This window comes from Mucilaginibacter sp. KACC 22773 (assembly GCF_028736215.1).
Classification (GTDB): Bacteria; Bacteroidota; Bacteroidia; order Sphingobacteriales; family Sphingobacteriaceae; genus Mucilaginibacter.
Genome location: NZ_CP117883.1, coordinates 3779040 through 3794097 on the forward strand (window position 1 = coordinate 3779040; position 15058 = coordinate 3794097).

Annotated in this window: 15 protein-coding genes; 7 read left to right on the forward strand and 8 right to left on the reverse strand. The window is 43.1% G+C overall.

The annotated features are described in order from the left end of the window. The first annotated feature begins 7 nt into the window (after positions 1–7). Complete coding sequence (locus tag PQ469_RS15575) at positions 8–1234, forward strand: Gfo/Idh/MocA family protein (protein ID WP_274208503.1); 1227 nt, start codon at positions 8–10, stop codon at positions 1232–1234. A 57-nt stretch (positions 1235–1291) separates the two neighbouring features. Here PQ469_RS15575 and ispE read toward each other — a convergent pair whose 3' ends face one another. Continuing rightward, on the reverse strand, positions 1292–2092 hold the full coding sequence (ispE, locus tag PQ469_RS15580; RefSeq protein WP_274208504.1) for a 4-(cytidine 5'-diphospho)-2-C-methyl-D-erythritol kinase: 801 nt from the start codon (positions 2090–2092) through the stop codon (positions 1292–1294). Between the two features lie 378 nt (positions 2093–2470). On the opposite strand from ispE, the gene PQ469_RS15585 reads away from it, so the two are divergent. The 6 genes from PQ469_RS15585 to PQ469_RS15610 all read left to right on the forward strand — a co-directional run bounded on the left by PQ469_RS15585 (position 2471) and on the right by PQ469_RS15610 (position 9958). Next, positions 2471–3292, forward strand: coding sequence for a thymidylate synthase (locus PQ469_RS15585; protein ID WP_274208505.1), 822 nt, complete (start codon positions 2471–2473; stop codon positions 3290–3292). A gap of 100 nt (positions 3293–3392) precedes the next feature. Further along, the gene (locus tag PQ469_RS15590) at positions 3393–3581 is read left to right on the forward strand and encodes a hypothetical protein (protein WP_274208506.1); all 189 of its coding nucleotides are present in this window, start codon (positions 3393–3395) and stop codon (positions 3579–3581) included. A 225-nt stretch (positions 3582–3806) separates the two neighbouring features. After that, a complete protein-coding gene (locus PQ469_RS15595) occupies positions 3807–4289 on the forward strand; it encodes a dihydrofolate reductase (protein WP_274208507.1) in 483 nt (160 codons plus the stop codon). 115 nt (positions 4290–4404) lie between these two features. Then, the gene (gene secDF / locus PQ469_RS15600; protein ID WP_274208508.1) at positions 4405–7398 is read left to right on the forward strand and encodes a protein translocase subunit SecDF; all 2994 of its coding nucleotides are present in this window, start codon (positions 4405–4407) and stop codon (positions 7396–7398) included. 263 nt (positions 7399–7661) lie between these two features. After that, positions 7662–8975 carry an NAD(P)/FAD-dependent oxidoreductase gene (locus PQ469_RS15605; protein WP_274208509.1) on the forward strand — a complete coding sequence of 438 codons (1314 nt, stop codon included), beginning with the start codon at positions 7662–7664 and terminating at the stop codon, positions 8973–8975. A 131-nt stretch (positions 8976–9106) separates the two neighbouring features. Beyond that, complete coding sequence (locus PQ469_RS15610; protein WP_274208510.1) at positions 9107–9958, forward strand: hydroxymethylglutaryl-CoA lyase; 852 nt, start codon at positions 9107–9109, stop codon at positions 9956–9958. Between the two features lie 216 nt (positions 9959–10174). On the opposite strand, the gene PQ469_RS15615 is transcribed toward PQ469_RS15610, so the two are convergent. The 7 genes from PQ469_RS15615 to PQ469_RS15645 all read right to left on the reverse strand — a co-directional run bounded on the left by PQ469_RS15615 (position 10175) and on the right by PQ469_RS15645 (position 14840). Next, complete coding sequence (locus PQ469_RS15615; RefSeq protein ID WP_274208511.1) at positions 10175–11392, reverse strand: ROK family protein; 1218 nt, start codon at positions 11390–11392, stop codon at positions 10175–10177. 153 nt (positions 11393–11545) lie between these two features. After that, entirely contained in the window at positions 11546–11989 is a 444-nt protein-coding gene (locus PQ469_RS15620; RefSeq protein ID WP_274208512.1) for a hypothetical protein, read from the reverse strand. 51 nt (positions 11990–12040) lie between these two features. Continuing rightward, positions 12041–12571, reverse strand: coding sequence for a hypothetical protein (locus tag PQ469_RS15625; RefSeq protein ID WP_274208513.1), 531 nt, complete (start codon positions 12569–12571; stop codon positions 12041–12043). Between the two features lie 279 nt (positions 12572–12850). Further along, positions 12851–13270, reverse strand: coding sequence for a VOC family protein (locus tag PQ469_RS15630; protein ID WP_274208514.1), 420 nt, complete (start codon positions 13268–13270; stop codon positions 12851–12853). 10 nt (positions 13271–13280) lie between these two features. After that, positions 13281–13655 carry a hypothetical protein gene (locus PQ469_RS15635; protein ID WP_274208515.1) on the reverse strand — a complete coding sequence of 125 codons (375 nt, stop codon included), beginning with the start codon at positions 13653–13655 and terminating at the stop codon, positions 13281–13283. A 2-nt stretch (positions 13656–13657) separates the two neighbouring features. Beyond that, complete coding sequence (locus PQ469_RS15640) at positions 13658–14380, reverse strand: DUF2071 domain-containing protein (protein ID WP_274208516.1); 723 nt, start codon at positions 14378–14380, stop codon at positions 13658–13660. Positions 14381–14396: 16 nt separating this feature from the next. Then, positions 14397–14840: a DUF695 domain-containing protein gene (locus PQ469_RS15645; RefSeq protein ID WP_274208517.1), complete on the reverse strand. Its 444-nt coding sequence runs from the start codon at positions 14838–14840 to the stop codon at positions 14397–14399. Positions 14841–15058 lie beyond the last annotated feature (218 nt).

Here is a 15058-nt window from a genome sequence, read left to right on the forward strand (position 1 = left end):
TACTACTATGAAAACATATTTTAAACACGGGGCTAAATTATTTTTAACCCTGCTTTTTGTTAATTGCGCAGGTATTACCCTGGCGCAAACAACCATTCCCACTCCTACTACACCTATGGTGCCCAATAAGCCCGAAGCCTTGCCTCCAGATACAGCAAAAAAGCTTGGAAAGGATACCACATTAATAAAAAAGGACACCGTCCCGGTGAAAAAAATAGCCACCGGGCCAAAAGTGGGCATAGCCGGCCTAAACCACGACCATATACACCTGATCCTAAACGAATACCGCAACGGCAACGTTAATATTGTTGGCATTGCCGAACCCGATAAAAAACTGTGGGCCAAATATGGCAAAATGTATGGCGTACCCGATTCGTTGTTTTTTGAAGATTTAAAAACCATGTGCCTCGCCCGCAAACCAGTAATAGTTTTAGGTTACAATGCGGTTGGCAAACATATAGATGTGGTAGAAACCTGCGCACCGCTGCACATTTCGGTAATGGTTGAGAAACCTTTGGCCGCCACGCTTGAACAAGCCCGGCGTATGGAGTTCCTGGCTCTTAAATACTACATCAACCTGCTTACCAATTATGAAACTACCTGGTACCCATCGGTACAAGATGCCTATAATACTGTACGGGCAGATAGTGTGGGAATGATCCGTAAAATGGTGTTTCATGATGGCCACCAGGGTCCGCGCGAGATTGGTTGCAGCGAAGATTTTTTGGCCTGGCTAACAGATCCCATACTTAACGGCGCCGGTGCGCTAAACGATTTTGGCTGCTACGGCGCCAATATGATGACCTGGCTGATGCAGGGGCAAAGGCCAATAGCAGTTACTGCGGTGGCCAGGCATTACAAACCATCGGTATACCCTAAGGTTGAAGACGATGCCACCATTATTGTTGAATACCCTAACGCCACCGGCATGATAGAAGCATCATGGAACTGGCCATACGGCATCAAAGACATGGAGATATTTGGCGCCAAAGGCTATATCCACACCTTTGATAAAGATAGCGTTGAAGTAAGAGTTAACAACAGTGTGCGCAGCTTTAAGGCGCCGGCTTTGCCCGCACCCGCCGATGCGCCTGTGCCCTATTTTACGGCCGCCCTTAAAAACCCCATTAAATCGCATAACGACCGGTCGTCATTAAGATATAATATGATAGTGATGCAGATATTGGATGCAGCCAAAAGATCGATAAAAGAAGGCAGGCGGATAGTACTTTAAAAGGTATAGATAGGAATCAAGAGTCAGAAAAAAACCCTTGATTCCTATCTATTTAAATCATAAATAAAACACTTCATTATCCGCCTCTAAAAACCCCAGATCGGGTGTGTGGTCAAATATTCCGAATACAGAGGCCCCGCTGCCACTCATGCTGGCATAAATTGCACCGGCCTCATAAAGGGCAGCTTTAACGCCGCGAATCTCGATATGATTTTTAAAAATGGAGGTTTCAAAATCGTTTTTGATATTTTTTTTCCATTCGGTTATGGGTTCGCTAATCAGTTCCAGCAGGGAATCTTTAACAGGCGTTGGTTTAATACCGCTGAAGGCCTCTGAAGTAGAAATATGAATATCGGGCATTACCAGTACAATTTTGTAAGCCGATAAGTCGAGTTTTATTGTTTCAAATTCGTCTCCCCGCTCAAACGCAAACACGGGTTTATTTTCGATAAAAAAGGCGCAATCGGCCCCCAGGCGCCGGGCATAGTCAGTCATTTCATCTACCGAAAGGCAAAGGTTAAACTGCTCATTCATCAGCCTGATAAAAAAAGCCGCGTCAGCCGATCCTCCGCCCAACCCGGCCCCTATCGGAATGTTTTTATGCAGATGAATGCTAACCGGCGGTAAATCAAAGTCTTTTTTAAGCATGTGATAGCCTTTTAAGCAAAGATTATCCTCGACCCTGCCCGGAATATCAAGCCCCGATGAGGAAAAAGTAAGCTCATCACTTACAACCACTTCCAGCGCATCTTTTATGGCAATAGGATAAAAAATAGTTTCCAGGTTATGATAACCATCCGGGCGGCGTTCGGTAATATTAAGGCCTATGTTTATTTTTGCGTTGGGAAAAAGGATCATATTTTTAGTGAGTGGTTGATTGGGTTGACTATGTGAGTTGTTATAAACTTTTGATAAATCCCCAGCCTACCCCGCCTCGTCGTAAAATTAAAAAGGACATAATTGTCACGCAGCAAAGTTATTATCTTCCTATTGATTTGGAATGATTAACAAACGTGTATTTTTACACATATTTAGGATAGTTAACACAGATTATTTTTCTTTGTGGTTGGTTCATTGGTTTACTGGTTCATTAGTTCATTGGTAGCACAGCGTTTAATTTGCATGGTTGATTTTTAAATAGCCATTTTTTTAACCCGATTATACCAAACGAACGCCACAGCAAACCACCAGACAAAACCAATGAACTAATGAACCACTGAACTAATGAACTAAAAAATGAAACAGTATCTCGATTTGATGAAGCATGTATTGGAAACCGGCGCGCAAAAGCACGACAGGACTGGTACCGGTACAGTAAGTGTGTTTGGCTACCAGATGCGTTTCAACCTTAAAGATGGTTTCCCGATGGTGACCACTAAAAAGCTGCACCTTAAATCAATCATCCATGAGTTGATATGGTTTTTAAGCGGCGACAGCAATATCCGTTACCTCAAAGAAAACGGCGTACGCATTTGGGACGAATGGGCCGATGCCGACGGCAACCTTGGCCCTGTATACGGTGTGCAATGGCGAAGCTGGCCAACACCTGATGGCGGCCATATTGACCAAATAGCCCAGGTAGTTAACCAAATTAAAAACAATCCGGATTCGCGCCGCATGATTGTTTCTGCATGGAACGTAGCAGAAGTAAACCAGATGGCTTTGCCACCTTGCCATAGCCTGTTCCAGTTTTATGTGGAGCCCGCTGATAAAGCGAAAGGCGAAACTAAAGGAAAATTATCCTGCCAGTTATACCAGCGCAGTGCCGATATATTTTTAGGTGTGCCTTTCAACATCGCATCATACGCCCTGCTCACCATGATGGTAGCACAGGTATGCGACCTGGATTATGGCGATTTTATCCACACTCTTGGCGATGCCCACCTGTACAACAATCACCTGGAACAGGTTAACCTGCAATTGAGCCGCGAACCCCGCCCGCTGCCAACTATGAAAATTAACCCGGACGTGAAGGATATTTTCAGCTTTAAATTTGAAGACTTCACGTTGGAAAATTATGACCCGCATCCGCATATTAAGGGTGTGGTGGCGGTATAGTCATTGGTCATTGGTCATTGGTCATTGGTCATTGGTGAGAATTTTTGAGGCGTGGGATTGTTTGGATGGATTGAGAAATTAAAAATTTGTAGATTTGACTATGACTGCGGTTCAGATAAAAGAAGAAATACAAAAAGCATTGAATGATATGCCAGAAACGGCATTAGCCGATGTTTTAAATTTTGTGAAGCAATTTCAAACACATCCGTTTGATCAATCAACCCTCAATAATAATTTAAAAAAGATCATGAGCGAGGATAAAGGTTTATTGGAGCGCTTAGCCAAATGATAATGTCTGAATCAGGATTTTCAAAATTTAAATAATTCTCAGAATTTGCTGACCTTATGACGCGTGCAACGAAATATAAATAAATTTCCTAAACTACCGTCATTGCGAGGTACGAAGCAATCCCGAACTATGTGGGACTTAACGTATCGAGGATTGCTTCGTACCTCGCAATGACGATCTTATAATTATCTGGTTCATCTGATGAACCGGTGAACAAATGAACTAATGATTACATCTATCATAGTGGCTATCGCCAAAAACCGTGCAATAGGCAAAGACAATAAATTACTTTGGTATTTACCAAACGACCTGAAGCATTTTAAAGAGGTTACCACCGGGCATACCGTTATCATGGGCCGCAAAACATTTGATTCGGTAGGTAAACCATTGCCCAGGCGGCGCAACATTGTAATTACCCGCCAGGATATCAGCATTGAAGGGTGCGAAGTTGTAAAATCAATTGAAGCGGCATTAGCGCTTTGTGCCGGGGAGGATGAAGTATTTATTGTAGGTGGTGCCGAAATTTACAGGCAGGCCATCCCGCTAACAGGCCGCATATATCTCACCATAATTGACCAGGAATTTGAAGGAGATACCTTTTTCCCTGAGTTAAACACCGAGGACTGGCAGGAAACGCAACGTGAAAATTTTGAGCCTGATGACAAAAACAAGTATAGCTATTCGTTTATCACACTGGAACGTCGCTAACATTTTTTGTCATCAATTTGTTTTAATTTAAAATTTTCTGCTTGCGAAATTTTATTAGATTTGCCGTCTTATTAAAAATAGCTTATAAACTAATTAATTACATATTACAAATTCGATGCAAGGTAAAGGGGTTATTAAATTTTTCGCCATTCTGCTGGCAGTTGTGTGTATCTACCAGCTGTCTTTTACATGGGTGGCCCAAAAAGTTGAGAGTGATGCCAAGGCATACGCAAAGGGGAATGCTGAAAAAGAGAAGGCTTACCTGGACTCAATGTCTACACAACCGGTATATCCGATATTCAAACACACTTACGCTTTTGTACTGCAAAGGGAACTTGCATTAGGTTTGGACCTTAAAGGTGGTATGAACGTTACGATGCAGATACAGCTTGATGAGCTGGTACGCAAAATTTCGAACGACAACCCCGATGCAACATTCAACCAGGCTTTGGCAAACGCCGATAAACTGCAGGCTGACGCTAAAACCAGCCAGAAAGATTATATCGCGCTGTTTGTAAGCGAGTATGAGAAATTGAATCCGGATGGTAAACTGGCCGCTATCTTTTCAACAAAAGATAACCAGGACCACTTAAAGTTCAACGCCACCAACAGCGAAGTTGAAGCTTATCTGAGGGATTTGGCCAGCACCGCCGTAAAACAATCGTTCACGGTTTTAAATACCCGTATCAACCAGTTTGGCGTAACCCAGCCTAACATTCAGTTAGAGGCAAGTTCAAACCGCATCCTGATTGAGCTGCCTGGTGTTAAAGAACCCGATCGCGTTCGTAAACTGTTATCAGGAACTGCAAAGCTGGAATTTTATCAAACATTTGATAACAGCGAAGCTTACCAAACCATTATAGCCGTTGATAACCTGCTTGGTGCCAAAAACAAAACTGCCGCTAAAGCCGATTCCACAAAAACACCAGCTACAGCAACCGCCGCCGCTAAAACCGATACTGCTAAAAAAGCAGGATCGTTGTTAAGCAAGGTTCAAAAAAGTGCTGAAAAAGATACTTCGGCAAATGCTTTGGCCGGCAAATCGCAATTAGCTGCGCAACATCCGTTATTGTCTGTAATGTCGTTAAACCTATATCCGGGTCAAAACGGTCAGCAGCAATTAGGTATCGGTCCTGTTGTTGGTTATGCTTTGTTAAAAGATACCGCCAAGGTTAATAGCTATCTGCATAGCAAACTTGCCCAATCAGCTATCCCACGCAATATGAAATTCCTTTGGGATGTAAAGCCGATGAAGGATGCTAAACAAAAAGCTTTTGCATTATACGCCATTAAATTAAGCGGCGCCGAAAACGGTCCGGTACTTTCTGGTGCTGTAATTACCGATGCAAGGGCCGATGTTAACCAAAAAGGCAGCCCTGAGGTTGTAATGATCATGAACTCGGAAGGTGCCCAAAAATGGCGTGCCGTTACTGCCGAGGCGGCAGCTGCAACTAACAAGCGAGCTATTGCCATTGTACTGGATGATAACGTATACTCGGCCCCTAACGTTCAAAACGAAATTTCGGGTGGTGTATCATCCATTGAAGGTAGCTTTACACAGGAAGATACGAGGGATTTGGCCAACGTGTTAAAGGCCGGTCGTTTACCTGCTCCTGCACACATCGTATCCGAAGATGTTGTAGGTCCATCGTTAGGTAAACAAGCTATCGCCGCCAGTTTGCTATCATGCGTACTGGGTTTGGTAGTAGTACTTGTTTTCATGATTGCTTACTATAACCGTGCAGGTACCGTTGCGGTGGTTGCGGTTATCATCAACATATTTTTCCTGATGGGTGTTTTAACCAGCTTGGGTGCGGTGTTAACCGTACCTGGTGTAGCGGGTATCGTACTTACCTTAGGTATAGCGGTAGATGCCAACGTGTTGGTGTACGAGCGTGTACGTGAAGAGCTTGCTTTGGGTAAATCATTAAAAATAGCTATAGCCGATGGTTTCAAACACGCGCTGCCGTCTATTCTTGATTCACAGATCAGTACGTTCCTTACTGGTTTAATCCTGTTCATCTTCGGTTCGGGCCCTATCCAGGGTTTTGCAACTACCTTGATGATTGGTATTATCACTTCATTGTTCTGTTCGCTGTTAATCTCAAGGGTTATATTTGAGTGGATGCTTGAAAAAGGCTGGGATATTAAATTCAGCAACCCATGGAGTTCACATACCTTCAAAAATGCTAACTACGCGTTTGTTAAAAATCGCTTCAAGTTTTACATTTTCTCAGGTACGTTTATAATTGCCGGTATTATTTCGATATTTGTGCGTGGCTTTAGCTACGGTGTTGATTTTGAGGGCGGCCGTAACTTTATAATTACATTCCCTAATAAAAACATAACAACCGAACAAATTCACAGCGTTGTTGATCCATCTTTATTAGGTCGCGGTACCGAGGTTAAAACTGTAAATGCCGATAAAATCAGCATCACTACAAATTACCTTATCCAGCAAAATACCCCTGCGGTTGATGTACAGGTAAGAAAAACGTTGATTGAAGCACTGGCAACCAAACCAGAAACTAAAATAAGCGATAGCGATATCCAGGGGCAATCAAAAGTGAGTGCTACCATTGCCGAGGAATTAAAAACATCGGCTGTTTACACAGTATTGATAGCCATCCTCGTGATCTCGGCATACATCTTTATCCGTTTCCGTAAATGGCAGTTTAGCTTGGGCGCGATGGTTGCAACAGCGCATGATGCATTGCTGGTATTATCCTTCTTCTCGTTATTCAATGGCATATTACCATTCTCGCTGGATATCGACCAGGCGTTCATCGCCGCTATCTTAACGGTAATCGGTTACTCTATTAACGATACCGTAGTGGTGTTTGACAGGATCCGCGAGTTCCTTGACCATAAAACAAAAGATGAACAAACGGAAGATGTTATTAACCGCGCTATCAACAGTACATTAAGCCGTACCATTATTACCGCATTAACGGTAATCTTCGTACTGATTGTGTTGTTTATATTTGGTGGCGATGTTATCAAAGGCTTCTCGTTCGCATTATTAATCGGGGTTATTTTCGGTACATACTCGTCTATCTGCGTGGCAACACCGGTGATAGTTGACTTTGGAAAAAAAGACCTGAAATAAAATAATCTGACATTATTTAAAAGGCTCCAAAGAACATTTGGGGCCTTTTTTTTAGCCCTACCCCAACCAAAAAAGGCCGACGGATGGGGTTGCAGATTGGTTACAATGAAGTATAATTGCATCATAAAACAATAACAAACATTGCCATCGGCATGGGTATTGTGCTGTTGGCTATAAAATAGACAGACGCCCCTTCGCGTCTGCCAAAACAGACAGAAGTGCAAAGCTTGCACTTTAAAACAGGAACACAAATAACCCCTCACATGAACACATCAGATAGTTCAAAATTCCCTTTAGTAGTAATAGTTGGTGGTGGCTTTGGCGGCTTGCAGGTAGCCAAAAAACTGGCAGATAAGCCTGTTGACGTGCTGATGCTTGATAAGCATAATTACCACACTTTTCAACCATTGTTATACCAGGTAGCCATGGGAGGCCTGGAATCCGAATCGATCGCCTTCTCCCTGCGTAAAAACTTTTCGGGCCAAAAAAATTTCCGTTTCAGAATAGCCGAGGTATTAAAGGTAAATGCCGAAAACAATACCATTGATACCACCATTGGCCCGATAGCTTATGATTACCTCGTGATTGCCACCGGATCAACCACCAACTTTTTTGGCAATCACGATATCGAAAAGTTTTCGATGCCGATGAAGTCAATCCCGGAGGCATTAAACTTACGATACTCTGTACTCCAGAACATTGAAGAAGCCCTGCTTAAAACATCTAAAGATGAGCGCGAAGCACTGCTCACGTTTGTGTTGGTAGGTGCCGGCCCTACCGGCGTTGAGCTTTCGGGCTCATTAGCCGAACTGCGAAACCATGTGCTGACCAAAGATTATCCCGAACTTAAAAAAGAGGATATGAAGGTTTACCTGGTAGATTTTTTGCCAAAGGTGCTGGGGCCATTCTCGGATCAAGCGTCAAATGCGGCCAAAGATTTCCTTACCAAAATGGGCGTAGAAGTATTGTTAGGTGTAAAGGTAGAAAGCTATGACGGTAAGGAGATAAAATTTGAGGGTGGCAAAACCATCCGCACCAAAAACGTGATCTGGAGCGCCGGGGTTATGGGCGTGGTACCCGAAGGCATCGAAAAAGGCAATATTGAACGTGGTAACAGGATAAAGGTTGACAACATTTGCCGCATGGTGGGTACCGAAAACATCTTCGCCATTGGCGATGTGGCAGCCATGATAACCGACGAAACCCCTAAAGGACATCCCGGTGTGGCACAGGTAGCTATACAAATGGGGGCGCATGTGGGCAAAACCATTATGCAGCTCATTAACCATGAGCCTACCACTCCGTTTAAATATTTCGACAAAGGATCGTTAGCTACCATTGGCCGCAACAAGGCCGTCGCCGATTTAGGTAAGATCAGGTTCCAGGGATTTTTTGCATGGCTGGTTTGGATGTTTGTGCACCTGATATCGCTTTTGGGTGGCCGTAACAAGGTAATTGTTTTCATCAACTGGGTATCCAGCTATATTAACTACAACGGCGGCACCAGGCTCATTATCCGCAAGTTTGAACGTGAAGGACTAACCAACGAACAGCATTTGCCGGAGACGGTAGATTAGTGAGTGGTGAATTGTGAGTGGTGAATGGGCGAGTTGATAATTATTAATAAAAGTTTTAAGCTTGCATATAAAAGGGCAAATTTAACAATCAATTAACTACTCACTGCTCACCATTCACAACTCACCAATCAATGACTATAAAAATAACTGAGTGCCCCCGCGATGCTATGCAGGGGATAGTGCATTTTATCCCTACCGATGTAAAGGCAGCTTATATCAACCTGCTCTTGCAGGTGGGCTTTGATACTATTGATTTCGGAAGTTTTGTGTCGGCAAAAGCCATTCCGCAATTACAGGACACTGCCGAGGTGTTAAGTAAATTAGATTTAAGCAATACACAGTCAAAACTATTGGCCATTATTGCCAATTACCGTGGTGCCGAGGAAGCTACAAAGCACCCGGAAATAACTTACCTGGGCTATCCGTTTTCAATTTCAGAAACATTTCAGCTACGCAATACCAATACTACCCTATCCCAGGCTTTCGACAATGTAAAACGGATGCAGGAATTATCCGTAGCCAGTAATAAAAAACTGCTTGTTTACCTATCTATGGGGTTTGGTAACCCCTACGGCGACGAATGGAACACCGGCATTATTCATGAATGGACAAAAAAACTGGTAAAAGAAGGAATTAATAACATAGCCCTGGCCGATACTATCGGCATTTCGGAAGCTGACCAGATCAGGAGCATTTATCCCGAACTCTGCCTGGCATTTCCAAATGCCGAATTCGGCATCCACCTGCACAGCACACCTGATACCTGGCAACCCAAAATAGAAGCTGCTTACCAAAGCGGCTGCAAAAGGTTTGACACTGCCATTAAAGGCTACGGCGGCTGCCCCATGGCCGCAGATGACCTTACAGGCAACATTGCTACCGAAAACCTAATAGGATACCTTGAAAGCAAAAAAGAGCCCACAGGGCTTAATATGGACAAATTCCGGGAAGCAATGGAATATTCGGGGAGGGTGTTCTTGTAGATGTGCAGATTTCAGATGTGCAGATGAAAAAGCGATGATTTTAGATGTTGGGCGTTGCCTGCGGCCCGGGTCATCCGCTCATACGTGCACATGGCCTTAGGCGCAGGCCTGTATCCGCTGCTACCCCTAACGCTTAATTTCCGAATCGCAAGAACATTTAGTATTTTCCGATATACAAATCTAACATCTGCACATTTGAAATCTGAAATCTGCACATCAGGCAACAGCCTTCGCCACTTTTGCCTTCACGGATTTATCAAAATTTTCCATCACCAATACTGCGGCGCCAATCAGTTCGGCATCAAAGCCGAGTTCGGATACCAGTAATTCGGTACCGGCAGATAAACGGGGGATACAGTATTTGTGCAGGGCCTGTTGTATGGGCGCCATCAATATTTTGGCAACTTTTGCTCCGCGGCCGCTTAGTACGATAATAGCCGGGTTCATGATATGGATAAGGATAGCCAGGGCCTTCCCTATTTTGTAACCGGCATCTGATAGCAATTCTATAGCAAACTGGTCGCCATTATTGGCAGCATCCAGCAGGGCATCGCCCATAAGTTTGGAGTGATCGTTGGTATTGTGTTTTAAACTGGTTATGCGGCCTTGCTGAATACCCTCGATGGCTTTACGGGCCACCACCAGCATTGATGCTTCGGCCTCCAGGCAACCGCGTTTACCGCACTCGCATAATGAGCCATCTTCCGATAGCGGGATATGGCTTAACTCCCCCGCAAAACCAGTGTGGCCGCGGAACAATTTCCCGTTCACGATCATCCCTAAACCAATACCCCAGCCCAGGTTAATTACCATTACTTCGGTTTGCGCCTTTGCTATACCAAACTTTTGCTCGGCAAGCGCTATCAGGCTCGAATCGTTATCAATATAGGTGGTAATACCGGTATGTTCGGTAAGGTAAGCGGTAAGGCTGCCGTTGGCGTCAAGGTAAGTATAATTAATGCCTTGGGTTACATTGATAAAGCCAGGCATACCGATACCGATGCCCGCAATTTTGCCCTTGGCTACACCCGATGTTTTGATATAGCTATTAATCTGGTTGGTAAGTATAGTTAGCGCATTGGGGTTGTTGAGCAGTTTGAGCTCAAAAGTAAGCATATCGGCCACGGGGCTATTTTGCAAATCGAACAACTGGATGCGTGCAGTAAGCTGATCGAGTGCCACGGCCAGTATATACATGGCATTGGCCTTAACAGAATACATGAGCGGGCGGCGGCCACCGCTTGAAGGGGCGTACCCATGCTCAACCACGAAGCCTTCATGCATCAGTTCATTGATGGCCTTGGCTATTGACGGAATGCTTTTATCAAACAAGTCGCTCAGTCCCGCACATGACATCGCTTTATTAAAATAAAGCCTTTTGATGATCATATTTTTAAGCTGACTGCCCTTCACACCTTTATTTTCGAGTTCCATTCAACAATATAAGAGTTAAAGTTTTTAAAAGGCTATGCCTAAGTAATTAAAGTTTATAAAATTATAAATAAAGTACAATATAACAACTGTATTTATTACGGTTTTTAACGGCTTGATTAATTGGGTAAAAGTAATGAATTGATAATAAATAAATTAATCCATGTGATTTGTAGGAATCACCGGTTTAAATGTCCGGTAAACAATGGTGTCATCATTAAAACGTTTAACCTGTATAAAAGTTCGCAGGTTTACGTCGTATTCGATGTTGAGCTGTCTGTCAGATGTCCAAATCAACCTGATAGCATTGGGGTTAAGCCAGGCCTTACCATGATCATTATCAACAGTAAAAATATTGCCCATTTCTTCTTTATCCAAATCATCGCCGGCATCTTTAACAGATACCTGTAATGAATTACCTGATGTGGCATTGCCGCCTTTCCAAAACAAGATGGCCTGTGTAGTTTTCGAGGGATTAATTGATTTTTTGACAAATGTGGCCGGGCCGGGCCCAAAAATCTGGAAACAACCTGAGATGGTAGCAAGCACAACAGCCCAAAAAATCAATCGTGTTTTTTTAAAATGTTGTTTAAAACGCATTACGAATTTATTGACTAATTGATTGATTAAATCGTGACCCTTATACCTGGCTTAAGGTAATAACCAAAAACGCCATCCGCTCCAGTACTCGTTGTATTGTTGCTCAAATCCGAGCATTTGGCCGGTTGGCGGTAAATCATGGTTTTCTGCATATGCATTGTATTGCTCATCGCTGTTAAAATCTTTTAGCTGTTTGGTGTTAAGGTTGTACACCATTACGCCATAATAGGTGGTGGCGCACAATTTGTCACCCCTCACCAAGTAATTTTTCACAGCCACCTGATTTTTTCCCTTCGGGCAAAAATAGGGCAGCAAATCGCCCGCCTGCATGGTCTCGCCGTATCCAAGCGGAATATTATCCGCATCGCCAAGGCCGTGATTGCCATAATAGGTAAATGAAAACACAAACAGCGATGCATAAACAATGTTAAACAGCCGGTTAAATGTTTGTTTACCAAACACGGGGTTAATTCCTTTTGCAGTCAAAAAAATCAAGTGCAATATCCCCAGCAAAACGCTGTAAATAAAACTCAGGATAGCTATTTTAAATAACTCGAAAATAAAGTGCCCCGCTGCTGCCATAACAATTGAATATTTATGCAATAATATTAAAAGTACTTTTAATTACAAAGTAAATTACATAATAGAGCTTAATTGGACTAATTGACCGATATACTCTATTTATATAGCAAATTGTTTTTGGTATTCAGCTTCCACATCCAGCATATCTACATTGTGGGGTTGCTAATTTACTTTAAGGATAAACTAAATTGATTTTAACTGTCGCAAAACGTACCGAGTTTGAAACGACCCTATCTAATTGCCAATATTCCAGGTTATAAATTTCGTTCATTTTAAAATTTACTTCTGCATAAACATCCAGCGCTGCCCTTCCAGATCGGCAGCGCGGTAACGGGTGCCGGGGTAACCTTCTTCCGGTACAGATAATATGGTAGCGCCGTTGCTTTTAGCGTGTTCATAATGCAGGGTTATGTCATCCACATAAACCAAAACTCCGTTAATAACGTAGGGCACCTCGTAAGCTTTGGCAGCTATAGCACAATTTTGCGCATGATGCTTTGGGCTTTGGTAATCTGGCGTGGGCTCGGCCATCATTACCAGGCTTTCGCCCATGGCTATTTCGCCATGACTCAGCCGGCCTTGCTCATCAGTCATGCGGGTTACCTCGGTAAAACCAAAAACCTTGCAAAGCCATTCCATTGCCGCTATGCCATCCTCGTAGGCCAGCATAGGTATAATTTGTTGGTTTGATGTGCTCATGATGCGCTGTTTAATGTTTAACAAATAATCTTGCAACGGCAAAATACCCAATATTGCAAACTACAATGATGAGGTAAGCCCAAAGCAGTTCGCGTTTATACAATTTTAACTGTTTGTGGTAAAAAACCAGCAATACAGCTGTTAGTACCAATAAATGGAACACAAAAAGGTAGTAGCTTTCTATAAACATTGCCCAGTAAGCAATTCCGGTTACATCTGCCTGCACCTTGTTTTTTGTCGCGAAATGGGAATCAGAGTGGTTACGCAAATAGGCCCTTAAAAAAAACAGCACTACCCTATCTAAAATATAGGTGCCGCTTACCAGCAATGATATAATAATAACCAGCGCATCAAATTTTATCTTACGGAAAATGATTACAGGCATGGTCAGTTATTTACAACCGCCTTATCGGGCTTTGAATACCAATCGTGCTGTATATTAGTCATCAACAGCGCATTATCAAACACAATAGTCCCTTTTGGAAAAATAGCTTCATCCTCAAAAAAGCTTGATGATACTTTGCTTACCTCAAGGGCTTCTACCTTCCACTTTTCTGTATGCAGCAACAAGCCTTCATATTTATCGCCATTTGGCGAATAGCCCATAGCCCCGGCCTTAAAAAAGTCGGATGCGGCATCTAAATCCTTAAAAACAGAATCTTTGTTAAAAGTATCAGCAATTTTAGCATCTACGCTAATAGTGGTACCATCCGAACTTTCAAAAGCTACATGATAGTTACTATTATGCTCATCAACATCAAATTTAGCGTGATAATGCCTGCCCGGAAATATCCTGCCACCAACAATAGTGTTGAAACGGGATGAAGTATCCCTCCGGGGAATGTAAACACCTTCTTTAATTTCACCATCTTCCTGCCATTCAACAGCAATGCGGTGCGCGCCGTTTTCGGAACCCACCCCAACAAAAGCGGGCATTCCTTTAGGCCTTACATCTTTTAACCGGATAAGGCAAATACCCACAATGGCTTTACCATTAACAATTTTAGGACTAAACGGGGCCGGAACTATTAATTTGGCAATATCAGGATCGACTGCAAAGTTAATCAATATGCGCCTGTCTATAATACCGGTAATAGTAGGTATTTTCATGTGAGGTTATTAAAAGCTATTCGGCAAAATCTTCCAGCACACCGTTATACTCGTCCCAGTCCGGGTCGGTATTGGCGGTAATACTGATTGGTAATTCATCAAAGCCTGCCAATGCCACGTTCAGGCGTTCGCCTGCTATATCAACATCAGTAGTATACCATGCCCACCATCGTTCATTTTCGCCGGTAAATGAAAACGCCAGGATAGTTTGATTATCCTCTTCCAAAATATCTGCAAGCGCTTCCTCAACCTGCTCCATCAGGTCAAGATCTATTTCGTGCGGCAGCAAAGTTTCATTGGGCGAATTATATGACCAAATCACATCCATCCGGTGGTTATAAAAACCGGTATCAATAAAATTTTGCAGGTAAGGCCTAAATTTTACAAAAACAGGCAAACCTCCGTCCGTCGAAAACTCGAGTGAGATCCATGAGTCGCCCAGGTATAAATCTTCAATCATATATCAATATTACAAAAAAGGTTTGCGATTATTAAACTTCGCAAACCTTTCATTTTATTTTTAAGCGCGGATTACCGGTCGAGCATAAGACTGTTTTTTCGGTTAAAAACCCCGTTTAGGTTAAAAATATTAACCACCGGTTGTGTACACCCCGTACCAGGGTGTTTCACCCCGTACCGGTACACACACTTTAATGCTAAAAACTGCCTCATCCCATC